This is a genomic window from Nitrosomonas sp. Is37 (assembly GCF_033063275.1).
GTDB lineage: Bacteria > Pseudomonadota > Gammaproteobacteria > Burkholderiales > Nitrosomonadaceae > Nitrosomonas.
The window spans coordinates 17,085-43,596 of record NZ_JAWJYP010000003.1 but is presented as its reverse complement, the minus strand read 5'-3'; the positions used below and the strand labels follow the sequence as shown (position 1 = coordinate 43,596).

Genomic DNA, 26,512 nt, shown 5'->3' with positions numbered 1-26,512 from the left:
TTACTTTTTTCTCCCTATTCGTATCGTCGAGAAGGATCAAATAGATTGTCTCGCAAGGAAATACCAAATACTCTTAAGCGCTCAGCAAACTGGGGGCGGATGCCGGTCGCACGGAAATATCCCTGTACGGTTCCATTTGCTGCTATATCCGTTTGTTCAAACACGAAGATTTCCTGCATGGTGATAACATCGCCTTCCATACCGGTAATTTCCTGAATACTCAGAACCTTACGTTTACCATCTGGCAGGCGGGAGACTTGAATAACCGCAACAATTGCCGAATAAATTTGCTGGCGGATGGCCTTAGGAGACAGACTGAGTCCGGCCATTCCAGCCATATTCTCGACTCGACTCAACGCGTCGCGCGGCGTGTTGGCATGCACTGTAGCCATGGAACCTTCATGACCGGTATTCATGGCCTGCAACATATCGAATGCTTCCGCACCTCGTACCTCACCGATGATGATCCGGTCAGGGCGCATTCGCAAACTATTTCGCACCAGTGAACGCTGTGATATTTCACCTTTGCCTTCTACGTTGGGTGGGCGTGTTTCCAGTCGAACTACATGCGGTTGTTGTAATTGTAATTCGGCTGCATCTTCGATTGTGATGATTCGTTCGGAGGGAGGGATAAAGCTGGACATGATATTGAGCAATGTCGTTTTACCACTGCCTGTACCGCCAGAAATCAGGATACTGCATTTTGCCTTAACCAATCCGCTGATAATTTCACCTATTTCAGGTGTCATCGATTTATGGCGTATCAGATCATCTATTTTGAGCGGGATAACGGCAAAACGCCGGATAGAGAGTAATGAACCATCGAGAGCGAGTGGGGGAATAATTGCGTTGACACGCGAACCATCTGGCAGCCGCGCATCGACCATCGGACTCGACTCATCTACCCGACGTCCAACCCGAGAAACAATGCGGTCGATTATTTTTCTCAAGTGACTTTCATTGGCAAAATGAATATCGGTGAGCTCCAGTTTTCCCCGTCTTTCCACATAAATTTGACGGTGTGTATTGACCAGAATATCGGAAATGGTGGGATCTGCCAGCAACGGCTCGAGTGGGCCTAATCCGAGTATTTCGTTCTGAATATCCTGAATGATACGCTGACGCTCGACGTCATTGATCGGGGTTCGTTCTTCAATCAATAATCGTTCTACCAGATTCTTGATTTCTGCTAACAAGTGTTCCTGCGGCATATTTTCCATGACAATTAAATCCATCCGGTCAAGCAGTTCTTCATGGATGCGGGATTTTAATTCATGGTATTCGGCATGATCCTGTAAAGCTGCATGGTTGCTCACTGCTGTAGTAGCTGGCAGGTTGAATGCTGTATTATTGGTTGTGCCTATACTTTGAAGGCGATCTCGTAGTATTGACATGATGAATGTTCCCTAAAAATTAATAAATGATTTTTCATGGGATAGGTTGCATCTGTTCTAAAAAGAAAATAACTTTCTGAGTAACCCGCTTTGGACATTCCTTCGAGCAAGCTCTTGTGCGATTTCCTGCAATGATTTTGCTACTGGACTACGTCGTGCCAGCTTAACAACGGGTATACCCTGGTTGACTGATTCAACGACAATGCTATAGTCGTTAGGAATTGCCTTGAATATTTCCAATTGTAAAGTCCTCGTTATATCGGCAAGTGAAATGTCATCTTTTTTATCAAAGCGATTTACGATCAAGCGGATTTTGTTAGAGGTATACCCTAATGAGTTGAGGGTATTGATAACATGCTTCGTATTCCGGATGAATGGTAGTGGCTGTTGGAATATGGGAAAGATCAAATCAGACTGATCCAGGCACTGGATTGAAATGGCATCAAACGAACCTCCGACATCCAAAATAACAAAATCGTAGTGTTTTCTCGCTACTTGTATCAGCAATTTAACATGCTCATGCTTTATTTCTGCTGCCTTATAAGGTTCATCCGGCGCAGATAGCACATCGAAATTAGGCAGCACGTGAATCGAACTTGAAGATAGAAATGAGCCATCCAGCCGGTGGATTTGTTGCGTCACATCGGCAATGGAAGTTAGAGGTGAACTATTATGGTGTATGAATAGATGGGCATCACCAAACTGCAAATCGAAATCAAATAATATGACTCGCTTATTCTCCAATGATGCCAGGGTATAGGCGATATTGCTGGCCAGGAAAGTTGCGCCACTTCCTCCTTTGCAGGGGATGAATGCCAGTACTTTCTCATCCTGCAAAGGTGCTTTGGCAAGCGTCATTCTTTGCCGGAAACGCTCGATTACATCGATCAGCATATCCTGACTGACAGGAGTGGTGACGACTTCACGCACACCTACACGCATAGCCTCAAGCAGAAATTCGTGTGTCTGTAGCGGACACACCATAATGACACCCAACTCAGGAAAGCGGGAAGTGACCAGACTCAATAGCTGCTGTTCCGCTGGATCAAGCTGTATGCCTTCCAGTATTAGTAAGTCTGGATGCTCCTGCTCAATGAACCCCGGAATTTGCTGTACGCCGCCTGTTATCGCTACTAAGGAATGCAATATATTAGAGTCTGCAAGATATTTCTGAATATCACCCAGACATTGCTGATCATGTGCAATGATTGCGATTTTCAATTGTTAGCTCCTCGGTTCACTGGTATAGTTATTTTGTTGATTTCCAAATCGCCAGCTATTTTATTAGCTTCTTCTTGCCTTATTTGTGTTTGCAAAACTATCCCGTTCCGCCTGAGCGGTGAGCTTGTCGAACAGTCGAAGGCCGTTGAGCGGTCGGATGGCAGTATTGGTGCAGTCACGCGGTTCGACAAGCTCACCGCGAACGATAGGATTTTGCCGAATTAGTCTGACCATGATCTGGAAAATGAATTATTCATAATTAAAAATGAATTATTCATAATTAATTTAGGTTGCAATCCGGATTGGTGTTATCCATACTTTCACGCGGTAACGTCGTGCTAAATGGTGGCATTTCGATGTCGAGAGGGATGAGCGGAATCAGGGTTGATACTGTTAATCCGGCGATGCTGACTGTGACCGATCTGCAGAAAATTTCTTTATTATCACAGTCACTAGGTAAATAATCGATTGCGATATTGCCGGGTTTCAGCACGCCAAGCATTGCTTGCATTTTGCTCTTGATAGTATCGACGGCATTCTGATTACACACGACAGCCAGACGCGCCCCCAGCCGTGTCGCTTCCGTCGCAGTGTTCCAGTAGAACAACACCCGCCCCATTTCTATAATGCCAAACAGCAGGGTGAACAGCAGAGAGGCAATCAAGGCGAATTCAACAGCGCCAGCTCCGCGCTGATTAAAGCGGTGAGCTAATGTGCATTTTGTACCAACTCGTTGAGGTGCTTTCATAATTGCCTCATCGTTGCACGAATATTATTAAATGTTAGCGAATTCTGACCCTTGTCAAGAAGTGCAAGCGGATCGAGTAAAAAATTAAAGATGTAGCCCGTAATTTTGACCTCTACCAGCGTCAGCGTAATAGTAGATGTTCCCGCTGTCGCTGTGGTAGTGATGGGATTGATCGACACCATGTTAGCAGTCAATCCAGGTGCCAGAACTTGTCCTATGCACGTGGGATTTCCGTAGACCACGAGGCATTTGGCATTACTTACTTCTTTAGAATAAGCGTTTGTATCTGTTGGATCGAATTGTGAAAGATGTCGCGCTGAATCGCGTACTGCCTTGACAAGCGTGTTGTACTGATACAGCGCACGACCATATTCAGCAGCTGTAAATGTGAGTATCAGCAGCGGAACCAATAGCAGCGCGAGTTCCACCGCCACTGCACCTCTCACTGCTTTTGGTAACTTATAGCGCTGTCGATGCATGATCACTATCTCACCAAAGTAGGCACCTTCGGACCTGTGCCAGATGGACCTGCGGGTATGCCGGATTGGGAGGTGCAAGGATTATTTGCATTTCCTGATAGTCCCAAGAATTCTACCCACATAAACTCATATTGTGCACTCTTTGGAATAGAGGCATTATCAGCGATGGGGTGTAACATGAAAATACAGGCCCAATTTACAATTGGTGCGGCTTGATTTTTCTGATATTGTTGGCAGTCTATGATAGGAGCAGTAACTGTTCTACGATTACTTCCATATTGCTGAAGGAAAGCATTGTTTTGGGGCGTTCCTTTTATAGAGAGACCAGTAATTGGATCAAGTTTACCATCAAGCGTACCTTGTTTATTAACCTGACCTTGATAGGGCTCATTAGCGCTTCTCTTGTTTATAAAATCATTAATAAATGCATTTTGTTTTGCTGGATAGGAAACAGTGGTATAAGCATAACCACTTTTATCAGGTATTCCAACCTTATTTGCTACGTCGCTTGCTGGAAAACTGTTAGAGTAAATTCCAAAACGGGTATTCCAGGCATCAGCTAACGAGGGAGAGAATCCTGTCGCTCCTAGTCGTGAACCAATAGCAGGAGTAGTGAACAAAACTTGGCGGGCGGTCAATTGATTACTAAGCTTGGATGCTCCACTACCACCAACTCCCGGGGCTATATCTGCCCACCCGTAATTCCCTGTCATACCACCAGCGACTTTTGAAACAGGCTGTAACCACTGACCTATTTGCGAAGTCATTTCTTTTCCCTGACTATCCAGAACCTCAGTATTGCAAATTGCTATTGGGGCACTATCAGTAGAGCTGACAGTTTGTCCTGCTGCAAGAGTAGCCACCGCATTTGCTGCAACGGTCTGATCGCCAATGGCAACACCCGGCATGAGATTCAATACTTGGATGAACCAGTTGGCAATGCCAGTGCGAGTGGCTTCACAACGTGCGTAGTGCATCCGAGCTGCATCGCTTCCAGTGGCAGATGAAGACAGATCCTCAAAGGGCGCCAGGTGCTCGCTGAATGTCACGCTGCTGATGTTAATTTTCTCACCCTGAAAATAGACATTGTGACGTTCTCCGGTAGATCTTCCAGCTGCCTCTGCCAGTACAAGTTGATTGAGATTGAAGCCAGTCAGCTCACGCGCTGCAGCCAATGCGCAAGCGTCTACGCTGTTTTGTAACTCGGTTTTGACGATAAAAAGCTTACCCAGATCAAGCGCCAGGCCGACAAAACCAATCAGTCCGACCAGCGTTAATGCGACGATTACAGCCACAACCCCCCTCTCTTTCTGCGGAGGAAGATCATTTCGGCGAGTGAGTAATTCAAGCGGGGGGCAATTCATAAGCTTTTTCTTGGTAACGAATGTATCTTGTGTGGCATGTTGCAGGGCCTCATTGCCACTACTGTGTTGAATTGCCGCTACCTCCACCGGACGTTAGAGAGGAGGGTGCCCCTCGCTGCATTAGTTGTGGGTTTCTGAACGAATTGCGGTAATGATCAAAAATGGCATCACCAACCTGACCATTGATGCCCTTGACGGGTTCCGTATTGAGTGATGCTTCTGGGTTGATGGTTTGCTGAGCCTTGGCAATGCTGACAGCCTCACCAAATCGTGCATCCAGTCGTGGGGAGATGGGCACGCACCCTGCTGCCAAGGCAACAATGGCTAGCAATAGGACTAAGAGTGGGTCTGAAATATTTGGGGATGCGATTGTTTTCATGTCGTTCTTCTCCTTATTTCATTTGGAAGCCACCATGCTCGATCTGCGGAAAACCTATCCTGGCAGGTTGTGCTGGTTCGGATGCGCTTTCCATTTTGCCATGAATCAGGAACTCACTGCGGTCAGGCGTAATGAATGCATCGGTTGGTAAGGGGTAATCTGGCTCGAGTGGTTTTACCAGGCGTGGTGTCACTACGATCATTAATTCTGTTTTATCTGCCTGAAAATCACTGCTGCGGAATAGTGTGCCTAATATGGGTACTTCGCCAAGTACCGGGAAGCGCTTGACTTGTTCTTTGAAATTATCTTGGAGTAATCCGCCGATAGCGAGCGATTGGCCATCGCCGAGTTGAACCGTAGTTGAAACGCGCCGAGTGGTAAAAGTGGGCACTGCCAGAACTTGACCTAATCCGGTAGAGGCCACATTGGTAATCTCCACCAGTTCCGATACCTCCGGGCTTACCTTTAGGTGGATACGGCCTTCTTCGAGTACCGTGGGTGTGAAACGGACTCCTATACCAAATTCTTTGGGCAATAATCTTACCTGATTGGCGCTGGGAATAGGGATCAAGATTTCACCGCCAACGAGGAAGCTCGCCTCCTGTCCACTGATCGCGACGATATTGGGCTCAGCCAGGATTTTGACCAGCTTGTCTCTTTTCTCGGCATCTATGAGGAAAGAGGTCGCTTCCTCAAAAGTGGCATTCGTAACCCTGGGCAAACCTAAATTGATATTGGCATTCAAATTTTTCGCCGTCAGCAGATTAGCAGCACCGCCGCCAATCACCCCGGCCATAACCTGGGTCCAGGCACTGCCGGCTTTTCTGGCTGCCCGGGCAAAATCAAAGCCGAGTTTTTCCGCGATGGTCCGGTTGACTTCAGCTACTTTGACTTCCAGCATAACTTGCTGGTTATCGCGCACACGCAGCAAATTGATGATTTTGATGCTGCCCAAACCAGCGCCAGCACCAGCGGAATTTTCATCAGTTTGTATGCCTTGCCGTAAAATCTGCATTCCCTGCATTCCTCCCTGACCAGATTGAGTGCCTTGCTCGCTACCCGCCTGACTGTCGCTTTGGAGACCCATCATCATACCCAGTACAGAGGTACGGAGATAGGCGTCAGCCAGAGTAACTGCGCGATCGACCTTGGTAGTGTCAGACACCGTGCCGGAAAGTACCAGTGAATCACCTGCAGCCGTAACTTTGATCTCTTTCTCTTCCGGCATAATTTCCTGCAATTTAGCTTGCAGCGCAGCGGCATCCATTTGAACCGTCACATCGATTACTCTAGTTTGCTCGTTGCGTATCCACAGGATAATGTTGGTGGTGCCGATCATCTTGCCCAGAATATACACCTCACTCTGGTTGATCATCATGATGTCGACCACGTTAGGGTTGCCGACTGATATGCGTGAAATCGGTGAGGGCAGCCTAAGTAAGGTAGATTTACCCAGCGTCACATTCATACTGGACGCTGCCTGCGGCATATCGATTACTTTAAGGTTAGTTGGAATGGATGCTGTATTTTGTGCCAGCGTTGTTGAAATACTGATTGTCCACAATGTGACCATCCAGAGTAAGGTCGTGGTGAAATCAGATTGTCGGTGCAATTTCATTGAATTTGCCTTTTTTATTTGTTTTTATTTATTGTGCGTTGGCTTTTTGAAGTCCCCGGATGATTTCGACTGATAGCTTGGGTGTGTCAACAGGTTTGTAAACGACGTTTTCCTTGACTTCTGGATTGGTTTCAGTGGTTGCGACTTTTGTTCCGAGTAATTCTTCCGTGCGTATGCCATCGGTTGAACCGAGGCTTCTATCGAACTGATTGCGCAATACCAGCGATAATGTGCCGACACTGCGTGCCAGGTCGAGTTTTTCTGCTTGCTTCGGCGTCACTTCGAGCGTGACGGCATTGACTACTTTAGGTTTGGTTTCATCACGGCCGAGATCCTGCGCCACAGCTAATACTAGAATCTGCTCCAGCACGATCTTGGAAATGGGATTCTGATGATCATCCTTAATATTGACCAGAATATCTACCTGACTACCAGGCAGCGCAAATCCAGCCACGCCTACTACATCATTTACCCGCACGGTAATGGCGCGTTTGCCATCAGCAATGACACCTGATAATCCACCAGCAGCGCCTTCTGGCGCGAGTTTGCTTTCAAGTAGCGGCTCACCCCGGTGTAGATTGATCTTGACGACGCGACTATCGAGCAATTTGATATCATTGAATGATTCAGATGGGATGCTGCTACTTGGCCAGTCGATTGTTTTTAACAAATCGGAGGTGAGTCGTGTTCCGACGTTGATATCGTGGGCAGCTACAACGATTTTGGATGCTTGTAAATTGGCGCGTTCGTTGAGCCATTTTCCCGCCACCACTACCGCAGCAATGCCTAACAATAGCGAAACCACGATCATTCCTAGTGCACCTGTGTTTCTCATTGGTATACCGTTTATTGCTTAATTGGGTTATGAATTTTGTATTTCATTGCTGCTTGATTAATGCGGCAGCATCCTGTCGACAGGGGAAATATATTGAAAATGACGTTAATGTGAAGTTGAAATAAATCAGAAATAGCATCTTATTTTGTGGTTATGTCATCAGAAAGATGACATAGAACTATCATAAGAATGTAGTAATTGATTACTAAAGCTTACCGTTCGAGCTGACATTAAACAGCTGATCATTTTTAGCTTTTTTAGAAATCCTATGCAAATCATCATATTTTCGATGCTTACCTTTGTACTTCTATCTTTTTCTGATCAGATGCAGATCGCAAGTTCAGCTTTTCAGCTTAGATGTACGCTATCCTTAAGGAGTTGTCACCAGATAAACAAGGGTGCCAATGGCAATAGCTACACCATAGGGTAACTTCCCAGCCGATTCAGGGAGGTCGTCGATGGTAGAAAGATTTGCAGCTGATGGACCAGCCAGCAACATGACCTTGAAATTATTCATAAGTTTGGGTAACTTGCCTTTCGATAATACGACGAGTATTGCTAATACGCCTCCTGCCAGCATTACGTACAATGTGATGCTTAACATGCTAGCGGGCTCTGCAAAAGCACCGATCATCGCCATCAGTTTGATATCACCCGCACCCATGGCGCGTAACAGATAAAGCGGAAGTAATACGACCAGGCCAACACCTAATCCTGCCAACGATGTGAGTATGCCTAAGCCACCTATATCTTGCGGGAGCAAAGCATTGAGTGACACACCGATAATGGTGCCTGAAAGAACCAGCGCATTGGGAATACAGTATTGACGAACATCGTACCAGGCTGCAATAAATAATAATGCTATCAAAATGGCGCTATTTAATGTATCCATGCCATTCTTCCCAAACGCCATCCAGCATTAACCGGATGGCGAATTTAATCTTTGTTATTTATTGTTGTTTTGGTGTGTTGGTGATCTGTGTACTGACGTTGTCGATAGCTGTTCCTAATGCTGTTTGGATTTTAGGCCATAAAAGTGTAATTGCCCCTGCCATTATCGCAATAATTATTGCATACTCGACGGCGCCCATTCCTTTCTCATCGTTAATGAATTTTTTTATAGATTGGATCAATTTGGTCATCATGTTTCTTCTTGCTATTATTATAAAAAAGTGATTCTTGAAGGATTCTTGAAGGAAGGTTACTTATATTGGTTATAACGACACAAGATTATTATACTTTAATGTAATCTGCAAGCAGCTGGATATATCCATATAACATAAAAAAGGAAACAAGCCACAATTATCCTAAAAGCAATTTTTAGGATAATTCAGATAAAATAATTCATCTGGCAGGTATGAGGTTTATGCGCTGATGCATCTATTATCCTTTTAGCAGTTTATGAATGCAGCATCAGATAGAGATAGTGGGATAATCGCTGTCATTATCGTCAAATACCTGATTCGAGGTGGCGGCGGTATCTTTAACGAGCAAGGCCAGTTTGATTCGATCTGAAATTGCCAGCTTGCGGAATATTTCAGTCAAATGAGCTTTGACAGTTCGTTCGGTAATATCCAGTTGTCTGGCAATCTGCTTGTTGCTTTCACCGCGGCCCACCAGGATGGCGATTTCATATTCACGTTTGGTTAAATTTTCAAGCAGGCTATTTACTGCACGTTCAATGTGCTTTTTTTCCTGCATGGCCATAGCCAGCTCATCCTGCATACGCTGTACCAGTTGGCGCCGTATCCATAATTCACCTCGCCGGACAGCTTCAACTGCGCGCCTGATTTGTTCGGGGGGGGTCATATCTAGACAAAATCCTTTAATTCCCGCTTTGAATAATTTCCATTCATTTTCATCAGAAATGCCAGAGCTTAATAATATGATGCGGGTTTTGGGGCTCAGCGTCAGCAGGCTTTCAATTGTCTGAGAGCTATCTATACCGAGTAAGTCGTAATCAAGTAAAAGGATGTCGGGTGTTTTTCTTATCAGTTCATTTCTGAGGGGATTCAGATTTGTCAAGCAGTACGGAGTATAAATATCCGATAATCCTTGCTTCCAATGAGCAAGTTTATTTTCAGATGAACTGGCAAGTAAAATCAAGATAATTACTCCTGTCTGACTGAATGAGGGGCGTGTATTGTCAAAGCCGATTTAAAATTGACAGAGTCATTTCAGTGAATTCCGAATCAATTCTGATATGCCACCTTACCTTATCATGCTATTTACATAATAAAAAGATCTTTCATTTAACCTTTGTCATACATATCACCCATTGGTGCTTTAATCAGTAGCCTGCCCAGTAATTGGCACAATGCGCACGCACGGTGCAACACGAGATCAGATAAGGCGTGGGCGCGTGTGCTTCCTGAACAAGGGCTGCATTCCACTGGCCGAACGGCAGGTTACTAATCGCAATCAAAATACCCTTCTCATAGTGTGTCGCAGGGAATTGGAAGAACAGGTTTGCTTATTTTCGGTTCATCGGCAGGTAAGCCAGCTTCGTCCCTAATCATCAAGTCTTGTCAGCTATCTTGCTTAGAATCAAGCTATATTTTCTTAATAATTTCATTTGCATATACATCTTTCTCATAGTTACAAATAATTCCAGAATGTGGCCATTTGCTCAAATTGGTGTGGTGATTGCAAACATCATACTGTGTCCATTTATATTCGGCAATAACAGATGTCATTTCATAACGACATATTTTTTTCGTGAGATTGAATTAATAAATGAGGTACATACAGCGCAATGTCAGCTGATTATTTCACCTTATTCTTTTTCCAAATCGAATATGATGCGAAGGCAAGCGCAGACAGTATAAATAATACGGTAAGGAGAGCTGACAAAATCAGGTTTGGTTTAAAAATGGAATAAGTGGAATAATGGATGCAATTTATGAAAGAAGGTATTGTGATGGCGAGGTGGATGACGATGTGAGAATCTTTCATGTGAAGAAGAAATTGCTTTTCTCGCGTCCTTTATGAAAGAGCATCGGCGGAAGATAGTTTGGGGGATAAAGATGAAAAGGTTAATTGTTTTAGCTCATTTTGTCGGACTATTGTTACCTATTACTAGCTACGGCCAAAGTCTGGGAGTGTTTTGCTGGAGACTTAACCCTTTTGTCGATGTTTTGTGTTTCGATATCCAAGATAAAGGATTTGTTTTTGAACTTACGGGTACTCAGAAAATTGCTACCTTTGAAACGCCATCACATGGCGCAGCAAATCTCAACCGTTCTACTAATAAGTTTCATCTTGGGTTTACTACCCATTTCCCTAACAGGTTTCACACACAATTTTTTGTGTCTCTAAACACGGTTTCACTTAATGGCACTTGGACAGACAACCTTGGAAATTCCGGAGATTTTACTTTCCAGGGAATTGGGCCTATAGATCCTGGGTTATCTAGCGGTACCGATGGCGATTATTTGAGCCATATTTCTTCACGATAATTTTATTTTTTAGCTTTTATTCAATGATTTAAAAATCATGTGTGATATTGCCAGCACTCTTTAGCGTGATTGAGACTGAGCAATATTTTTCTGCTGAGAGATTGATCACCCGTTCTACTTGTTGAGGTTTCAGGTTTTTTTCCTGGTAACGAGAAAGTGCAAATATTAAGAGGCTTCAACTAAGGAAAATAGGATAAGTTGTTAGCAGATGTCATCTCCGGTGTTATATTTGTTAGCGGCGTTAAACAAACAGGAGATCAAAAAACAAGTAACCGCTTAAATCTCCATTCATCGCATTTGTTTATAACTCCAGAAATTCTTTATGTCATGTTTCCAATTAGCGACAAAATAAACCTTTGGTAAATAAGATATTATTCATGAATGAATGATGATTATTCAATTATTAACGACAATATTTTCATGAATTAATCATAAAATGATAAATATATCTTTGATAATAAAGAATGAATATATATTGGCACACATATTGCTTTTTAGAACTTAGAAGTATCATAATGATAAATTTGTGAAGATTCTTGTAAAAAAGAATTAATTTAATGATATAAAAATATTGTTTTTGTATGAAATAGATTCATTCTGATAACTGTTTAATCAAGTTAATAATCGTAAAATCAAGTTATAACTATTAAATTTAAAAAAAATTAAAAACTGCTAACTGATTCGATTCGGTAAAAAATATTGTCACTTGAAAGATCTTCTTTTATGATTCAAATGTTAAATATGAAAGAGATTCGCTCTCACACTGGCCTCCGAGGATGGGCAGCTATAATAGTTGTTCTTGTTCACTTTCGATCATTTATCCACCCATCCATTGATCCAGATGAGATGACATCCTTCCTTTCGAAAGGTTATCTGTGGGTTGATTTTTTCTTTATCCTCAGCGGTTTTGTGATGTCATATATCTATCGTATCGAACATCCCAAGCCTCGCGCCTTTTGTGAAATTACTCACTATCTGATTGCTCGATTTGCGCGAATATATCCGTTACATCTAATATCACTCGTAGCAGTCTTTTTATTCTTTTTCTTGGCTGCACTGATTAACTGGGATTGGGAAAGCAAATTCTGCTGCGTGTTTGATGACTCATTACGAAGTGCAGAAGCATTGATAGCCAATCTATTCCTTGTTCATGCCTGGGGTATGTTTGATTGGGTGACATGGAATCTCCCATCATGGTCTCTCAGTGCAGAACTTTTCTGCTATCTGATCTTTGCTGCTCTTCTTGCTATAGATGGTAAGGATAGGAAATTAGTCTTAGTTGTGTTGTCATTCGTTGTATTGTTTTACTATTCTTTTTCAATGGCTACTAATAGCGATGTTGATGAGAACTTTCGTTTGTCTGCCGTGCGTGCTGCATCAGCTTTTTTGATCGGAATCGTGCTGTTCTTGATGCGTCGGCTGATTTCTTCTATTCCAGACCACTATTTAACGTATATCCAGATAGAAGCAAGTATTACACTTTTGCTGGCTCTTCACTTCGGCATAACTGATGTTATCTCTATAGGATTGATGGCATTGATAGTTTTGGTTACATGGGAAGATCGTGGTGCTTTATGCAAATTGCTTACCACGCGCCCTCTTTACACTGCTGGACTTTTCTCGTTCTCCATTTATATGTGGCATTATCTCATCAAGTTTATTGCTCAGAATGACTGGGAGTACTATACAGGACTATCATTGCAAAGTAGTGCAATGGGGTCGATGCTGTTCGTTGCTTGTTTATTGGTTTTGGTTATTCCAATCTCAGTTTGGAGCTATCGATTTCTGGAAATGCCAGCTCGTAAATGGATTATCGTTCGGTTTAATAGCTTAATTGAAGTTAAGTATGCAACCAAACATGCGTGATATTAATGCACGATTCACATAAAGAAGCATCTCTTTGTTAACTTTACTTTTAATTTTTTAAAAAATATTTTTTGTAAATTTCACTCACACCTTTTAAGTGCTTATGCTTCGATGTGGATTGCACGATTTTGCAAGTACATGGCTCGTTGCAACTCCTTTGAATGAAACGACCATTCCGCATCGTTGCGCCTTGCTCCGCACTCGCAAAACCGCACACTCCAGTCCGCTCAACTGAGCGCTTTGACTTTTTTTCGTTTATAGAACCGTTGCGTCAATAGTTCAAAGCGTAAAGCAAAATAGACTGCTTCAGAAAAAGCCCTGAAGCGGCATTTGCTGTCTACTTTAGCATTGCCCACTCCCTTCTTTTTGCCATTGCTGGTGCGGATGCTACCCACACAGCGCCGTCGCATCAGATCTCTGACCGCTCGTTGTCCTCCGGGATAAATATACTCCGTTGGCAAGATGCCCAGTCGCATCAGATGTGCCAGGTGAAAGGCATCGTGATGGTCACTGCTGTATTTCAATCCATCATATTGCATGGCTGCAGCGGTATTAACTCACTGCAGAGGATGGCATCTTTACCTATTTCGATTTTATTGATTTATCAACCGGACCATTGGAAGGTATTAACAACAAGAAGGCATGAACAACAAGATCAAAACATTGCACAAAATGGCTTTTGGTTTTAGAGATGTCGAATTGTTTAAGCTAAAAATTATTGTGCTGCTTGAAACTAATTATGTTCTGGTCGGCTGAATCCATAGTATGCAATTACCGATTGGATCCTCATTCTTAACTAAAACATACGATAATTTATTGAAATTACTCACATATTCGTGGGGATTCTTCAAGGTCAGATCCCTTTCTACTCGATTGAGCCCTTTATAATCTTCTTCTAATTAACGACAGAATAAATCATTTAAAAACATATGGTTATATGTTAAGCATGAAAATGTATCGTTAATTTGCGACATAATAAATCTTTTAAAAACATAGCGTTATGCATTATATACATATCATGTATAAAAATTAATTAATTGTTAACGACGTTTTTTGTAACTTTCTTCTAAGGCCGCAACGTAAGATATTGAATAATATATGTAATATATTTTGGCATGAATGTTGCATCTTATAAATTGCAACTTTTATATACATTAAAGGAGGCAAAGAAGAATTTGGATATAGCAATTCTTAATATCAACGTAGTTAATAAAAGTTATTTAATTAGTATTAGTTTGCAATAAAAGGAGAATAAGATGAGTACAAACAATAACCATATCACCAACAATAACCATATCACCAACAATAATCATATCACCGACAATGGCCATGTCACCGTACTTCCAGGCGAAGCGAACCCTGGTGGAGGTGAAGCAAATCGTTATATTATCCGTGAATTGGGAAGGGATATGCATATCGATGGCTTTAATCCGCAACAAGGAGATACGCTGGTATTCGATAATAGCCTTGGTATAACGTCACAGGAACAACTGGCTAATTTAATTACAAATATCCATGTTGAGGCTAATAACTTCATCGTCAACTTTGGCAATAATGTAACGATTACGTTGGCAGGTGTACAGCCTGATCAGATCGGTTGGGATAATGTCGCTGTGGGCGAACCAAACCCAACTGATCCAAACGCAACTGATCCAGGTGCGACTGATCCAAACGCAACTGATCCGGGCGCAGGTGATCCAGGTGCAGTTGATCCAGGTGCAGTTGATTCAGGTGCAGTTGATTCAGGTGCAGTTGATTCAGGTGCAGTTGATCCAGGCGCAGTTGATCCAGGTGCAGTTGATCCAGGCGCAGTTGATCCAGGCGCAACTGATCCAAGCACAACTGGTCCAGTCGCAACTTGTCCAGTTACAACTGATCCAGTCACAACTGATCCAGTCGCAACTGATCCAGTCGCAACTGATCCAGTCACAACTGATCCAGTCGCAGCTGATCCAGGCGCAACTGATCCAGTCGCAGGTGATCCAGTCGCAACTGATCCAGTCGCAGCTGATCCAGTCACAACTGATCCAGTCGCAGCTGATCCAGGCGCAACTGATCCAGTCGCAGGTGATCCAGGCGCAACTGATCCAGTCGCAACTGATCCAGTCGCAGCTGATCCAGGCGCAACTGATCCAAGCACAACTGGTCCAGTCGCAGGTGATCCAGGCGCAACTGATCCAGTCACAACAGATCCAGGCGCAACTGATCCAAGCACAACTGGTCCAGTCGCAACTGGTCCAGGTCAAAATGTTGATTGTCGTCCGGGAGAAGATTCCCAGGGTGAAGATGGATCAGATAATTTTGTTTTCCATGATCTAGGACACTGGACAATTAACAACTTTAATGCATCGGAAGATATGCTGGATTTCACTGAATATGGTTTAACACGTGAAGAACTGGCTAGTTATATTACCAACGTCCAGGTTGAGGCTAATAACTTCATCGTCAACTTTGGCGATGATGTATCGATTAAGGTGGTAGGTCAGTCGCCCACTTGGGATAATGTCAATACTGGGGAGGGTTAATAGCGTATCAAAAGAGGGGATTATGTCCCCTCTAGGAAGTTTGGGTTCAGAGTTTGATGGAGCCCTAGGAAATTACTAACCTTCAACGTCAGCAGTAACTATCTGATTTAAGATAGTTACTGCCTTATTCAAGCCTTTTGGTTGAACTTAGGTCAAAGTAGATAACCGAGAGTACATGGTTCGCCTGATATAGTATAGATGCCGGTTACCATGTCGTGCAGTCATTCCCAGCAATCAGAGTACAAAGGTAGCAATCATTGCCACCAGCAGCAGGATCTGTAATCAGCTGACCAAGCGAGTGAGATTGAATTATTCCATTTCTAAATCAAATCTGACTTTGCCGGCTTCTCCTTACTGTATTATTTATATGTGGAAACTGGACAATAACATTGACTATGGCGTATTTTTTCATTTCATTTTAGTCTACAAAGCTATTCTTCAATAATTTCAAAATCATGTGTAATATTGACAGTGCTCTTTAACATGATAGAGGCTGAGCAATATTTTTCTGCGGAGAGATTGATCGCCCGTTCTACTTGTTGAGGTTTCAGGTTTTTCCCAGTGACGATAAAATGCAGATGAATATCTGTGAATACTTTGGGATCTTCAGAAGCGCGGATGCCATCGATTTCCACGACGCAATCGGTAACTTCCTGGCGGCTTTTCTGCAGAATCAGGATAACGTCAATAGAAGAGCAGCCACCGAGTCCCAGTAAGATCAATTCCATCGGGCGTGGCCCCAGATTCTTTCCACCGATATCCGGCGCGCCATCTATTAATATGGAATGTCCGCTTTCGGTTTCACCTCTAAAGCTAATACCATCCTGCCATTTAATACGTGCTTTCATATTTTTTCCTGAGTTTCTGTGAGAGGGAATTTTTGCGATCAATCGCGTTGTTATTCCATTTCTAAATCAAACCTGACTTTGTCGGCTTCTTCTTGCCGTATTATTAATACTGTCTGCGGCTCGCTCTTGCGTCATGTTTGTTTAGAAATGGATTAATGCATAAAAGACTGACGCGTTGTGAGGCGCAAGCCAAGCTGCAGTAATTCATTCCAAATATCACCCTGGGCGATACCTTTGATAATTCTGTCTATACTTGCTGCGTGTAACAGGGCTTGTAACAGTAATCGAGAGGGCAAGCGTTTTACAGCGACCGTCATGATTTTCTGCTGTTGATTCCAAACTTGGCTGTCTTTTAACGCTTGTGCAAGTGGCTTACCTGCATCGAGCGCCTGGTGAATGAGCAGCAGCGTGCGGATGGGTTCAGTTAGCGTACTCAGAATCAGGGGAGGGGGGGTGCCTTCGCCTTGCAACCCTTCCAGGATACGGGTGTAATGCACGGTATCTGCTGTCAGCATGGCCTCGGGCAGGCTGAATACATCATAGCGTGCGACATCAAGCACAGCATCCTTGACTTGCTCGAAAGAAAGTATGCCAGAAGGATAGAGTAAGGCGAGTTTCTTGATTTCCTGCTGAGCAGCGAGAAGATTGCCTTCTACTTTATTTACGAGGAATTGCAAGGTATCTGGTGCAATTTGCTGCCCTTGGATATCGAGACGTTGCTGTATCCAGTTTGCTAGCCGAGAGTATTCTATCGGATCAGCTGTGACCATCACACTTGATTGTTCGAGCGTCTTAAACCATTTACTTGCCTGTGTCTGCTTATCGATTTTAGGCAGCATGATGAGGGTAATGGTATCAGCAGATTGGTTCTGACAAAGTGCTTCGATAGCGTTACTACCTTCTTTGCCAGGTTTGCCCGTGGGGATACGCAGATCAAGTATTCGCCGTTCTCCAAATAATGACGACTGACTCTTCCAGCGCTGTAGATTTGACCAGTCGAAGCGATGATCTACCGTAAATATATCGCGTTCTGTGTAGTCGTGCTGTCGAGCGTGATTGCGAATCGCATCCGCTGCTTCCATTGCGAGCAACAGCTCGTCGCCAGTGATGGTATAAAGCGGCATGAGCTGTTTTTGCAGTTGACGAAACAGTTGATCAGAGGTAATACTCATAAATCAATTTACTAGAGATACACAAGAATTAACGCTTTTTAAAAATAATCATTAAAGTTTGACTGCAGCCATTCGTCGAATTATCTGTTGCACGGCATCTATCTGCATATCTTTGTATAGCATTTCCTCTTCTGCCGCTTTGGCCAGCACCTGTGCATCGAGGAAAGGAAGTACGCGTGTCAGAATAATCTCTTCCACGGGTGTAAGTGCTGCGCCTTGAGAGTCGAGCAGGCGCGCAGAAACGCGATAGCCCAACTGAAATTCCCTGACACGCCCACCAATTGAAAGTGATAATATTTTCTTCTCGTTGACCGCGCTGAGGATCTGAAGTATCGCCTGAGCTTTTTCTGGTTTATCAACAACTTTAGTCTTGGTGCTGACACGAATGGCCCGTTCTATATCCAGCTTGATAGGGTGGCCAAGTGGTGCAGCGACATAAATAGTATCAAACGGAAGGGTAGAGATCTGCCCGCGCAAATGGAAACCGCAGGCAGTTATGGCGAGCATAAGACTAATAGCAAGAAAGGCACGGATTGGTTTCATGATATGGATGCTATTTATTTCTAGTATAAAACCATCATTTGAGTCTATTCGTTCATCAATAACTCAAAGTGTTACCTCGTTCTCTAAACGACAATATTGACCAATCTTCCTGGAACAACAATCACTTTTTTCACTGACTGTCCTGTAATAGTTTTCTGAATATGCGCATGATCCAATGCCGTGCGTTCGATTGTTGCACGATCCGCATCTTTGGCGACACGTATTTGCGCACGTAACTTACCATTGACCTGAACGACAAGCTCGATATCATCCTGCGCCAGCGCCAGAGGATCAACTTTGGGCCACGGCTGATCGAGCAATTCCGTGCCTGGCTTAAGCTCACGCCAAAGTGCGTGGCAAATGTGTGGGACGATCGGTGACAGCAGCAAGACAATGTTTTCCAGTGCTTCTTGCATGAGCTGTCGTGCAGTTAAATCGGTATCCTGGAGTTTAGCCAGCTCGTTCATCAATTCCATTACAGCAGCAATTGCGGTATTGAAAGTGTGGCGACGATCGAGATCATCGGTTACTTTGGCTATCGTCTGATGAAGCTGACAACGCAACGATTTGAGTTCGGCTGGCAGTGTTTCGGCAAGGAGCTGCCCATCAGGCACACCACCTTGCTGTAAGTGGCTATAGACCGATCTCCACAGGCGTCTCAGAAAACGAAAGGCACCTTCCACACCCGTATCGAACCATTCCAGTGTCTGGGTGGGAGGACTGGCAAACATCATGAACAATCGTGCTGTATCCGCACCATATGACTCCACTAATTCCTGTGGATCAACCCCATTATTCTTCGATTTTGACATGGTACCAATGCCACCCGATTCAACCGGTTGATTATCAGCACGCAGCACAGCACCAAATCGTTTGCCTTGTTCGTCAAACTGAATGTCAATTTCCGATGGATTAAAATAGCTAATGCGACCTGTAGTCGTTTTCCTGAAGAAGATTTCATTTAACACCATCCCCTGCGTCAGCAGGTTTGTGAAAGGTTCATCAAGGGAGACCAATCCCAGATCACGCATGACTTTACTCCAGAATCGCGAATAGAGCAGATGCAAAATGGCATGCTCTATTCCACCGATATACTGATCTACCGGTAACCAATAATTTACCCGCGCGTCAGCCATGGCGGAACCCTGATCCGGGCAGGCATAACGAATGTAATACCAGGATGAATCGACGAATGTGTCCATGGTGTCGGTTTCACGGCGGGCAGCTTGACCGCATCGAGGGCAAGCGCATTCATAAAATGACGATGATTTTGCCAGCGGGTTACCCGATCCATCTGGCACCATATCTTCCGGCAATATCACGGGAAGCTGATCGTCTGGGACGGGGACGACGCCGCAATGATCACAATGAATCAATGGAATCGGGCAGCCCCAGTAGCGCTGGCGAGAGATACCCCAATCGCGCAGGCGATAACGCATGCGTTTTTCTCCTAACCCTTTTTGTTCCAAAGCAGTTGCAATCGCATCGACTGCAGCTTGAGATTCCAGTCCTGAAAATTCCCCTGAGTTAATGGTAATGCCATATTCGACATAAGCCTGAGTAAGCATTAAATCGATTTCACCATCTTTGGGCTCGATCACCACCTTGATTGGCAAAGCATATTGGGTGGCAAATTCGAAATCGCGCTCGTCATGCGCTGGCACGGCCATGACAGCACCTTCACCGTAACTCATGAGTACGTAATTGGCAATCCATACCGGAAGAGGCTCTCCCGTGAGTGGATGAAGCACGAACAGCCCGGTATCCATACCTTTTTTCTCTTGGGTGGCAAGTTCTGCTTCCATGGTGACACCTTGCTTGCATTCTTCAATGAATTCGGCGAGCTTCGCATTATTTTTTGCTGCATGGAGCGCAAGGGGATGTTCAGCAGCAACTGCGACATAAGTTGCCCCCATCAAAGTATCTGCCCGCGTGGTAAACACTTTCAAATCTTGAGGTGTGTCGGATGTTTTATCAGCTGGAAAAATGATATCGACGCCGTAGCTTTTACCAATCCAGTTAGCCTGCATGGTTTTTACACGTTCAGGCCAGCCGGGTAGTTTGTCCAGATCATTGAGCAGCTCATCGGCGTATTGGGTAATAGCCAGGTAGTAACCCGGTATCTCGCGCTTCTCTACCAGTGCACCAGTACGCCAGCCGCGCCCGTCGATGACTTGTTCATTAGCGAGTACCGTCTGATCGATCGGATCCCAGTTTACCACCTGAGTTTTCTTATAAGCGATTCCTTTTTCCAGCATGCGTAAGAATAGCCATTGATTCCATCGGTAATAGTGAGAATCACAGGTTGCAATTTCACGATTCCAGTCGATACCAAAGCCTAGGCTTTTCAATTGCTTACGCATGTATGCAATGTTGTCATATGTCCATTTGGCTGGGGGGACCCCATGTTGCATGGCAGCGTTCTCAGCAGGTAATCCAAATGCATCCCAGCCCATTGGTTGTAATACGTTATATCCCTGCATACGGCGATAGCGAGACAATACATCGCCTATCGTGTAATTTCGAACATGTCCCATGTGCAGCTTACCCGATGGATAGGGAAACATCGACAAACAATAATATTTAGGCATGCCAGGGTTTTCCGTCACATTGAATGCAGCGGTTTTTTCCCAGTATTGTTGCACGTCTTGTTCTATTTCCTGAGGATGATATTTTTCTTGCATGTAACGAATTTCCTGGCAGTAAACAAAATCACGATTATACCGTGAACAATGCGCTTGATATGCTTCAACTGCTCATGATAGCCTCTTTTCACAAATATCTATCGAGAGGGTTTTGAAATGATGGCTGAATTATACTTAAAACCATTTTATGCTTTATTGTTCGTTTTTTTTCTGACTGCATGCGCCACAACACCAACTGGCAGAACACAATTGGCTTTTATGCCAGATGCAGAGGTGGATAGCATGGGACTGCAGGCATTTCAGAATTTGAAAAATGAAAAACCTATCAGTCGCAACGTTAAGAACGATCAGTTTGTGCATTGTGTAGCCAGCGCCATTGCACAAGAAGTGGGAGGAAATTGGGAAGTTGTTGTTTTTGAGGACCCGTCGCTCAACGCATTTGCACTACCAGGTAAAAAAATTGGCGTATATACTGGTTTGATTAATCTGGTTGATAATCAAGATCAATTGGCTGCGATCATCGGACATGAAGTCGGTCACGTTTTAGCCAGACATAGCAATGAACGCCTGTCCCAACAATTAGGTGCCCAAGCTAGCATAGCCTTGGTTCAAGCGGTAGCAGCGCCGCAGACTGCTATGGGTCAGACTGCAGTCAGTTTATTGGGGGTCGGCGCGGAGTATGGGATCATCTTGCCTTTTAGCAGATTGCATGAAAGTGAAGCCGATACGATCGGATTGGACCTCATGGCCAAAGCAGGCTTCAATCCCGCGGAAAGCATTACATTATGGTTAAAAATGGCGCAAGCAAGCCAAGGTCCTCGTCCTGTCGAATTTCTTTCGACGCATCCCTCCCATACTACGCGGATTGAGGATCTGCAAGCACGCTTACCGCAAGCGCAACAGCTCCAGCAGCAAGCTAGGGCTGCAGGCAAGAATCCGCATTGTATGAAGTGATGATTCCAGACGTTGGTAGTTTGTAGCTATCTTACTGGTATGGGTGTTGGGGAGGAAGCATATCCGGGGTAGATTCTTTCCAATTTATATTTTGAGATGATTATCTGCAAAATAACGTGGAAAGGAGGTATCATACAAGGTTAATGCCTGAGAGCTTGTGAAAAAATCAGCTGCACGTCTCGATAGCCGCGTCGGGCGATACTTACACTTCGCCTATCTTTTGATACGTGATGTGATTACGTCAAGACGTAGTTGCATTAAAACTTCGTTTTATCGAAATTCGCAGCATTTATTTTATCGAAACTTGTCAACTCGTTTTCTTGTCGCTGCGTTCTGTCTGTTTTGTTCTCAGCCACGCGCTACAGTTTTTACAAACTCTGTGGCGTGGAGATCATCTATCTGGAAATTTAGCATTTTTGTTTATATTTAAGGAGATAGTAGTAAAATGTCGCAAAAACATCCCGTTATTGCCGTGACCGGTTCATCTGGTGCTGGCACATCCACGGTTAAGAATAGTTTTGAGCATATCTTTCGTCGGGAAAAACTGAATGTCACTGTCGTGGAAGGGGATAGTTTCCACCGCTACGACCGCGAAGCCATGAAAAACGCAGTTGCAGACTCAGAGAAAAGCGGCGGGCGTGCTATCAGCCATTTTGGGCCAGAAGCGAATGAATTTGAGAAACTGGAAGCCTTATTCAAAGAATATGGTGAAACTGGCTCGGGTATGACCCGCTTGTACCTTCATAATGAAGAAGAAGCTGCTCCTTACAATCAAAAGCCTGGTACCTTTACTCCTTGGAAATCAATTGCACCCGGCACCGATCTTTTGTTTTATGAGGGCTTGCATGGGGGTGTAACAAGCGATACCGCGGATGTATCAAAATATGTGGATCTCCTCGTGGGTGTCGTACCTATCGTCAATCTCGAATGGATACAGAAAATCCACCGTGACACCAGCGCGCGCGGCTATTCGGCAGAAGCCGTAACGCAGACCATTTTGCGTCGTATGCATGACTATGTACACTACATTACTCCGCAGTTCTCACGCACACATATCAATTTTCAGCGTGTTCCAACAGTCGATACCTCCAATCCTTTTATTGCGCGTGAGATTCCGTCGTTGGATGAAAGTATGGTGGTCATCCGTTTCCGTGATTACAAGAATGTGGATTTTCCGTTCTTGCTAAACATGATTCATGATTCATTCATGTCACGCCCCAATACCATAGTCGTGCCAGGCGGCAAAATGGGCTTGGCAATTGAATTGATTTTGACACCCTTGATTCTGGATTTGGCTGCAAAAAGTAAACAATAATTCCTCAAATCCTGCCTGGGGAAGGTAGTGAGTTTTATGATAATTTATCATGTACCCTCAGGCAGGGTAGACTGCAACGCTGTGTTTTCTGAGTTATGATTTCCTTACTTTCTGGATTGAATCCAGAGCAACACGAAGCTGTCACATTACCGCATCAATCGGCACTGATACTGGCTGGCGCAGGAAGTGGCAAAACACGTGTGCTGACAACCCGTATCGCCTACCTGATCCATTCAGGTCAGGTTAGTCCAAACGGTATTCTCGCTGTCACGTTTACTAATAAAGCAGCCAGAGAAATGATGGTGCGTATTGCTGCTATGCTGCCTATCAATACGCGCGGAATGTGGATCGGAACCTTTCATGGCTTGTGCCACCGTATGTTGCGCGCACATTATCAGGATGCTGGATTACCAAAGACATTTCAAATTCTCGATATAGGCGATCAGCAAGCGGTTATCAAGCGATTGCTGAAGGATCTTGCAGTGGATGAGAAAGCATTTCCACCTCGACAGATCCAATGGTTTATCAATCATGCAAAAGAAGAAGGGTTGCGTGCATCTCAGGTTGAAGCGCACGACAGTTTCACTCGCAAGATGCTCGAGTTTTACCACGTGTATGAAACATTGTGTATGCGGGAAGGTATCGTTGATTTTGCCGAACTCCTATTACGGTGCTACGAATTACTGACTCATAACGAGATTCTGCGTAATCATTATTGGGATCGCTTCAGCCATATTCTGGTAGATGAATTTCAGGATACCAATCGATTGCAATACCGATGGCTCAAATTACTGGCAGGTGTGGATTCACCGAAATCTGCTGTCGTATTTGCAGTAGGGGATGATGATCAAAGCATCTATGCATTCCGGGGTGCTCATACGGGGAATATGCAGGATTTGGAGCGTGATTTTGCTATTCAGAAAATTATCAAACTGGAGCAAAACTATCGCTCGCACGGCAATATTCTGGAAGCAGCAAATGCCTTGATAGAACATAATCGCGGGCGCCTTGGTAAGAACCTGTGGACTTCTGAAGGGCGTGGTGAGCCCGTGCGTGTGTATAACGCTGTGACAGATTTTGATGAGGCTGCCTTTATCGCTGATGAGATCAAAGCGCTTCATTCAGAGGGTATTGCGCTTTCCGATATCGCTTTACTATATCGATCCAATGCCCAGTCACGTGTATTGGAACATAGTCTGTTCAATGCTTCATTATCTTATCGAGTCTATGGTGGCATGCGCTTTTTTGAACGGCAGGAGATCAAGCATGCACTTGCTTATTTGCGATTGATTGCGCATTCTGATGATGATCATGCGTTGTTACGGGTGATCAATTTCCCACCCCGTGGCATTGGTGCGCGTAGCCTGGAGCAATTGCAGGATGAGGCGAAATTACACCAATCGAGCTTATGGGCTGCAGCCCACAAAAAGTGTGGCAGTGAGACAGCTGCTATTTCTGATGAAAGCAAGGTAAAAAAAGGACTTCCAAGCTTTGTTACCTTGATCATGACGATACAGCGTGCTTGTGTCAATTTGCCGTTACCCGAGATCATCCGTTACATGCTGGCCCATAGTGGATTATTGAGTCATTACGGTTTGGAGCGTGATGGCGCAGAGCGACTGGAAAATCTGAATGAATTAATCAATGCAGCGACTAGCTTTGTGCACGAAGCTGAAGATGACAGTTTGATAGCATTTCTTTCCCATGCCTCACTCGAAGGAGGTGAGCATCAGGCAGATCATCATCAGGATGCCCTGCAACTTATGACTGTTCATGCAGCCAAGGGGCTGGAATTCCATACTGTGTTTCTGAGCGGACTGGAAGAAGGGCTGTTTCCACACGAGAATAGCCGCAATGAAGTGAATGGTCTGGAAGAAGAGCGACGTTTGATGTATGTGGCGATGACACGTGCACGGCGGCGATTATATCTGAGCTTTTCGCAAAGCCGGATGCTGCATGGTCAGACGCATTACAACGTTGCTTCGCGATTTATAACTGAATTACCAGATCATTTGCTGAAATGGCTACAGCCACTATCCAAGGCTAACAACGAGTCTTTTCAATTTGTTAATGAGCAGGGAGGATTTCCCCTCAGCAGAAATTCATGGGGACAGCCGGTTGCCAGAGGTGTGAAGCCGGAAAGATTGGCTTCGGATTCAGCAGAACAGTCATCTAGTTGGCGTATAGGACAGAATGTTTCGCATGCAAAGTTTGGAACTGGGGTAATTATAAACTATGAGGGTCAAGGCTCTGATATGCGAGTTCAGGTTCAATTCAATCGTGCAGGAACCAAATGGCTCCTGCTGGAATATGCCAAACTGACACCTTTGTAATGAAGATCATTTGCAGGTTTATGAGTTACCTTCTGTACCTTCTTCCTTTTCCTTTTTCTCTATAGCTTCTTTGTCGATAACTGTGGATTCAGGGTGAAAAATATCCTGATAACTGACGTAGATGGAGGCAAATACAGTAGGAATATAAATAAAGAGCCCTAATCCATAAGGCATAATGGCAAGCACACCCAGTATGATGAGCACAATGGCATAGATCTGAAAGGGAATAATATTTTTCAAACAGGCAAAAAAGCTTTTTCGTATGGCAATAAAAGGTGGCATATTCTCGAACATGACCAGTAAAGGAGCAAACCAAATTGCCATCATAAGTGGAACCGTCAGCAGCAATCCAACGATTGATGCAGACAGAATATTATCCATCACGCCCATCAGTTCATGCTCACCAAATCTTTTTCCATAGAGCAGCATGTCGACCAGTGCGTTTCCTCCTATCATCATGAACACACCGATTATCAGAACTTGACCAATCAGATAAAATCCTCCTATCGTAATCAGCGGTACTGTATTTTTTTTGAAACCGAGAAATAAATGACCAAGCTCTAATTGATCACCCTGTTCTAAACTTTTGCAGCCTACCATGATTCCAGCCATAAAAACTGGAGAAAGGAGCGTGAAAATAAATTTTCCGAGCAATGGCAGAAGCTCCAGTGTAGCGGCGATTAATATGAGTGTGAAACACAGCAATATCCAGACAAATGGGGATAAGCGAAACAAATAAAAACCACTCAGTATCCACTGCAACCCTTCTCTACCACGAACCTGTCGAGCTTCTATCAATTTGTTCTCTCCAATAA

The 26,512-nt window shown here is 44.2% G+C and carries 26 protein-coding genes; 8 read left to right on the top strand and 18 right to left on the bottom strand.

The features are described from left to right. Positions 1-14: 14 nt before the first annotated feature. From R2Q26_RS02195 to R2Q26_RS02140, 12 genes are all read right to left on the bottom strand, one after another. Positions 15-1,394, bottom strand: a complete 1,380-nt coding sequence (locus R2Q26_RS02195; RefSeq protein WP_317534776.1) for a CpaF family protein — start codon at positions 1,392-1,394, stop codon at positions 15-17. 57 nt (positions 1,395-1,451) lie between these two features. Continuing rightward, positions 1,452-2,615 (bottom strand): AAA family ATPase, encoded by a 1,164-nt coding sequence (locus R2Q26_RS02190; RefSeq protein WP_317534775.1) that lies wholly within the window; start codon positions 2,613-2,615, stop codon positions 1,452-1,454. A 63-nt stretch (positions 2,616-2,678) separates the two neighbouring features. Then, the gene (locus R2Q26_RS02185) at positions 2,679-2,849 is read right to left on the bottom strand and encodes a hypothetical protein (protein WP_317534774.1); all 171 of its coding nucleotides are present in this window, start codon (positions 2,847-2,849) and stop codon (positions 2,679-2,681) included. Between the two features lie 46 nt (positions 2,850-2,895). Then, on the bottom strand, positions 2,896-3,363 hold the full coding sequence (locus R2Q26_RS02180) for a pilus assembly protein (protein WP_317534773.1): 468 nt from the start codon (positions 3,361-3,363) through the stop codon (positions 2,896-2,898). Continuing rightward, positions 3,360-3,842, bottom strand: a complete 483-nt coding sequence (locus R2Q26_RS02175) for a TadE/TadG family type IV pilus assembly protein (RefSeq protein WP_317534772.1) — start codon at positions 3,840-3,842, stop codon at positions 3,360-3,362. Before R2Q26_RS02175 ends, R2Q26_RS02180 begins: the two co-directional genes overlap by 4 nt. 5 nt (positions 3,843-3,847) lie before the next feature. Next, positions 3,848-5,206 (bottom strand): Tad domain-containing protein, encoded by a 1,359-nt coding sequence (locus tag R2Q26_RS02170; protein ID WP_317534771.1) that lies wholly within the window; start codon positions 5,204-5,206, stop codon positions 3,848-3,850. Between the two features lie 58 nt (positions 5,207-5,264). After that, positions 5,265-5,585, bottom strand: a complete 321-nt coding sequence (locus R2Q26_RS02165; RefSeq protein WP_317534770.1) for a tRNA dimethylallyltransferase — start codon at positions 5,583-5,585, stop codon at positions 5,265-5,267. Positions 5,586-5,598: 13 nt separating this feature from the next. Beyond that, entirely contained in the window at positions 5,599-7,203 is a 1,605-nt protein-coding gene (locus tag R2Q26_RS02160; protein WP_317534769.1) for a type II and III secretion system protein family protein, read from the bottom strand. A gap of 28 nt (positions 7,204-7,231) precedes the next feature. Beyond that, entirely contained in the window at positions 7,232-8,038 is an 807-nt protein-coding gene (gene cpaB, locus R2Q26_RS02155; RefSeq protein ID WP_317534768.1) for a Flp pilus assembly protein CpaB, read from the bottom strand. Positions 8,039-8,408: 370 nt separating this feature from the next. Continuing rightward, positions 8,409-8,930, bottom strand: a complete 522-nt coding sequence (locus tag R2Q26_RS02150; RefSeq protein ID WP_317534767.1) for a prepilin peptidase — start codon at positions 8,928-8,930, stop codon at positions 8,409-8,411. A gap of 58 nt (positions 8,931-8,988) precedes the next feature. Beyond that, the gene (locus tag R2Q26_RS02145) at positions 8,989-9,183 is read right to left on the bottom strand and encodes a Flp family type IVb pilin (protein WP_317534766.1); all 195 of its coding nucleotides are present in this window, start codon (positions 9,181-9,183) and stop codon (positions 8,989-8,991) included. Positions 9,184-9,451: 268 nt separating this feature from the next. Beyond that, complete coding sequence (locus R2Q26_RS02140; protein ID WP_317534765.1) at positions 9,452-10,144, bottom strand: response regulator transcription factor; 693 nt, start codon at positions 10,142-10,144, stop codon at positions 9,452-9,454. A gap of 920 nt (positions 10,145-11,064) precedes the next feature. On the opposite strand from R2Q26_RS02140, the gene R2Q26_RS02130 reads away from it, so the two are divergent. Both R2Q26_RS02130 and R2Q26_RS02125 read left to right on the top strand, forming a co-directional pair. After that, positions 11,065-11,496 (top strand): hypothetical protein, encoded by a 432-nt coding sequence (locus R2Q26_RS02130; RefSeq protein WP_317534764.1) that lies wholly within the window; start codon positions 11,065-11,067, stop codon positions 11,494-11,496. Between the two features lie 699 nt (positions 11,497-12,195). Further along, positions 12,196-13,362: an acyltransferase gene (locus tag R2Q26_RS02125; RefSeq protein WP_317534763.1), complete on the top strand. Its 1,167-nt coding sequence runs from the start codon at positions 12,196-12,198 to the stop codon at positions 13,360-13,362. A 227-nt stretch (positions 13,363-13,589) separates the two neighbouring features. On the opposite strand, the gene R2Q26_RS02120 is transcribed toward R2Q26_RS02125, so the two are convergent. Further along, a complete protein-coding gene (locus R2Q26_RS02120; protein WP_317534762.1) occupies positions 13,590-13,901 on the bottom strand; it encodes a hypothetical protein in 312 nt (103 codons plus the stop codon). Between the two features lie 103 nt (positions 13,902-14,004). On the opposite strand from R2Q26_RS02120, the gene R2Q26_RS15430 reads away from it, so the two are divergent. The 3 genes from R2Q26_RS15430 (at position 14,005) to R2Q26_RS15420 (ending at position 15,887) form a co-directional block, all read left to right on the top strand. After that, on the top strand, positions 14,005-14,118 hold the full coding sequence (locus R2Q26_RS15430) for a transposase (protein ID WP_411182307.1): 114 nt from the start codon (positions 14,005-14,007) through the stop codon (positions 14,116-14,118). An 849-nt stretch (positions 14,119-14,967) separates the two neighbouring features. Continuing rightward, a complete protein-coding gene (locus tag R2Q26_RS15425) occupies positions 14,968-15,681 on the top strand; it encodes a pentapeptide repeat-containing protein (RefSeq protein ID WP_411182306.1) in 714 nt (237 codons plus the stop codon). Positions 15,682-15,719: 38 nt separating this feature from the next. Then, positions 15,720-15,887 carry a hypothetical protein gene (locus R2Q26_RS15420; RefSeq protein ID WP_411182305.1) on the top strand — a complete coding sequence of 56 codons (168 nt, stop codon included), beginning with the start codon at positions 15,720-15,722 and terminating at the stop codon, positions 15,885-15,887. 431 nt (positions 15,888-16,318) lie between these two features. On the opposite strand, the gene R2Q26_RS02110 is transcribed toward R2Q26_RS15420, so the two are convergent. The 4 genes from R2Q26_RS02110 to leuS form a co-directional block, all read right to left on the bottom strand. Next, positions 16,319-16,735, bottom strand: a complete 417-nt coding sequence (locus tag R2Q26_RS02110) for an OsmC family protein (RefSeq protein ID WP_317534760.1) — start codon at positions 16,733-16,735, stop codon at positions 16,319-16,321. A gap of 152 nt (positions 16,736-16,887) precedes the next feature. After that, positions 16,888-17,907, bottom strand: a complete 1,020-nt coding sequence (gene holA / locus R2Q26_RS02105; RefSeq protein ID WP_317534759.1) for a DNA polymerase III subunit delta — start codon at positions 17,905-17,907, stop codon at positions 16,888-16,890. Between the two features lie 51 nt (positions 17,908-17,958). Continuing rightward, positions 17,959-18,450: an LPS assembly lipoprotein LptE gene (gene lptE, locus R2Q26_RS02100; RefSeq protein WP_317534758.1), complete on the bottom strand. Its 492-nt coding sequence runs from the start codon at positions 18,448-18,450 to the stop codon at positions 17,959-17,961. 83 nt (positions 18,451-18,533) lie between these two features. Continuing rightward, positions 18,534-21,134, bottom strand: a complete 2,601-nt coding sequence (leuS, locus tag R2Q26_RS02095; protein ID WP_317534757.1) for a leucine--tRNA ligase — start codon at positions 21,132-21,134, stop codon at positions 18,534-18,536. A 117-nt stretch (positions 21,135-21,251) separates the two neighbouring features. Between leuS and R2Q26_RS02090 the strand changes: the two genes are divergently transcribed. The 3 genes from R2Q26_RS02090 (at position 21,252) to R2Q26_RS02080 (ending at position 25,697) form a co-directional block, all read left to right on the top strand. After that, positions 21,252-22,049 carry a M48 family metallopeptidase gene (locus tag R2Q26_RS02090; protein ID WP_317534756.1) on the top strand — a complete coding sequence of 266 codons (798 nt, stop codon included), beginning with the start codon at positions 21,252-21,254 and terminating at the stop codon, positions 22,047-22,049. Between the two features lie 445 nt (positions 22,050-22,494). After that, positions 22,495-23,364: a phosphoribulokinase gene (locus R2Q26_RS02085; RefSeq protein ID WP_317534755.1), complete on the top strand. Its 870-nt coding sequence runs from the start codon at positions 22,495-22,497 to the stop codon at positions 23,362-23,364. Positions 23,365-23,459: 95 nt separating this feature from the next. Then, a complete protein-coding gene (locus tag R2Q26_RS02080) occupies positions 23,460-25,697 on the top strand; it encodes a UvrD-helicase domain-containing protein (protein WP_317534754.1) in 2,238 nt (745 codons plus the stop codon). An 18-nt stretch (positions 25,698-25,715) separates the two neighbouring features. On the opposite strand, the gene R2Q26_RS02075 is transcribed toward R2Q26_RS02080, so the two are convergent. Next, positions 25,716-26,495 carry a BPSS1780 family membrane protein gene (locus R2Q26_RS02075; RefSeq protein ID WP_317534753.1) on the bottom strand — a complete coding sequence of 260 codons (780 nt, stop codon included), beginning with the start codon at positions 26,493-26,495 and terminating at the stop codon, positions 25,716-25,718. Positions 26,496-26,512 lie beyond the last annotated feature (17 nt).

Excerpts from the sequence above, each read along its gene's own strand:
- R2Q26_RS02195 (WP_317534776.1), bottom strand. The coding sequence starts at position 1,394 with ATGTCAATACTACGAGATCGCCTTCAAAGTATAGGCACAACCAATAAT.
- R2Q26_RS02185 (WP_317534774.1), bottom strand. The coding sequence starts at position 2,849 with ATGGTCAGACTAATTCGGCAAAATCCTATCGTTCGCGGTGAGCTTGTC.
- R2Q26_RS02180 (WP_317534773.1), bottom strand. The coding sequence starts at position 3,363 with ATGAAAGCACCTCAACGAGTTGGTACAAAATGCACATTAGCTCACCGC.
- R2Q26_RS02175 (WP_317534772.1), bottom strand. The coding sequence starts at position 3,842 with ATGCATCGACAGCGCTATAAGTTACCAAAAGCAGTGAGAGGTGCAGTG.
- R2Q26_RS02170 (WP_317534771.1), bottom strand. The coding sequence starts at position 5,206 with ATGAATTGCCCCCCGCTTGAATTACTCACTCGCCGAAATGATCTTCCT.
- R2Q26_RS02165 (WP_317534770.1), bottom strand. The coding sequence starts at position 5,585 with ATGAAAACAATCGCATCCCCAAATATTTCAGACCCACTCTTAGTCCTA.
- R2Q26_RS02160 (WP_317534769.1), bottom strand. The coding sequence starts at position 7,203 with ATGAAATTGCACCGACAATCTGATTTCACCACGACCTTACTCTGGATG.
- cpaB (WP_317534768.1), bottom strand. The coding sequence starts at position 8,038 with ATGAGAAACACAGGTGCACTAGGAATGATCGTGGTTTCGCTATTGTTA.
- R2Q26_RS02150 (WP_317534767.1), bottom strand. The coding sequence starts at position 8,930 with ATGGATACATTAAATAGCGCCATTTTGATAGCATTATTATTTATTGCA.
- R2Q26_RS02145 (WP_317534766.1), bottom strand. The coding sequence starts at position 9,183 with ATGATGACCAAATTGATCCAATCTATAAAAAAATTCATTAACGATGAG.
- R2Q26_RS02130 (WP_317534764.1), top strand. The coding sequence starts at position 11,065 with ATGAAAAGGTTAATTGTTTTAGCTCATTTTGTCGGACTATTGTTACCT.
- R2Q26_RS02120 (WP_317534762.1), bottom strand. The coding sequence starts at position 13,901 with ATGCAATATGATGGATTGAAATACAGCAGTGACCATCACGATGCCTTT.
- R2Q26_RS15430 (WP_411182307.1), top strand. The coding sequence starts at position 14,005 with ATGAACAACAAGATCAAAACATTGCACAAAATGGCTTTTGGTTTTAGA.
- R2Q26_RS15425 (WP_411182306.1), top strand. The coding sequence starts at position 14,968 with ATGTCGCTGTGGGCGAACCAAACCCAACTGATCCAAACGCAACTGATC.
- R2Q26_RS15420 (WP_411182305.1), top strand. The coding sequence starts at position 15,720 with ATGCTGGATTTCACTGAATATGGTTTAACACGTGAAGAACTGGCTAGT.
- R2Q26_RS02110 (WP_317534760.1), bottom strand. The coding sequence starts at position 16,735 with ATGAAAGCACGTATTAAATGGCAGGATGGTATTAGCTTTAGAGGTGAA.
- holA (WP_317534759.1), bottom strand. The coding sequence starts at position 17,907 with ATGAGTATTACCTCTGATCAACTGTTTCGTCAACTGCAAAAACAGCTC.
- lptE (WP_317534758.1), bottom strand. The coding sequence starts at position 18,450 with ATGAAACCAATCCGTGCCTTTCTTGCTATTAGTCTTATGCTCGCCATA.
- leuS (WP_317534757.1), bottom strand. The coding sequence starts at position 21,134 with ATGCAAGAAAAATATCATCCTCAGGAAATAGAACAAGACGTGCAACAA.
- R2Q26_RS02090 (WP_317534756.1), top strand. The coding sequence starts at position 21,252 with ATGATGGCTGAATTATACTTAAAACCATTTTATGCTTTATTGTTCGTT.
- R2Q26_RS02085 (WP_317534755.1), top strand. The coding sequence starts at position 22,495 with ATGTCGCAAAAACATCCCGTTATTGCCGTGACCGGTTCATCTGGTGCT.
- R2Q26_RS02080 (WP_317534754.1), top strand. The coding sequence starts at position 23,460 with ATGATTTCCTTACTTTCTGGATTGAATCCAGAGCAACACGAAGCTGTC.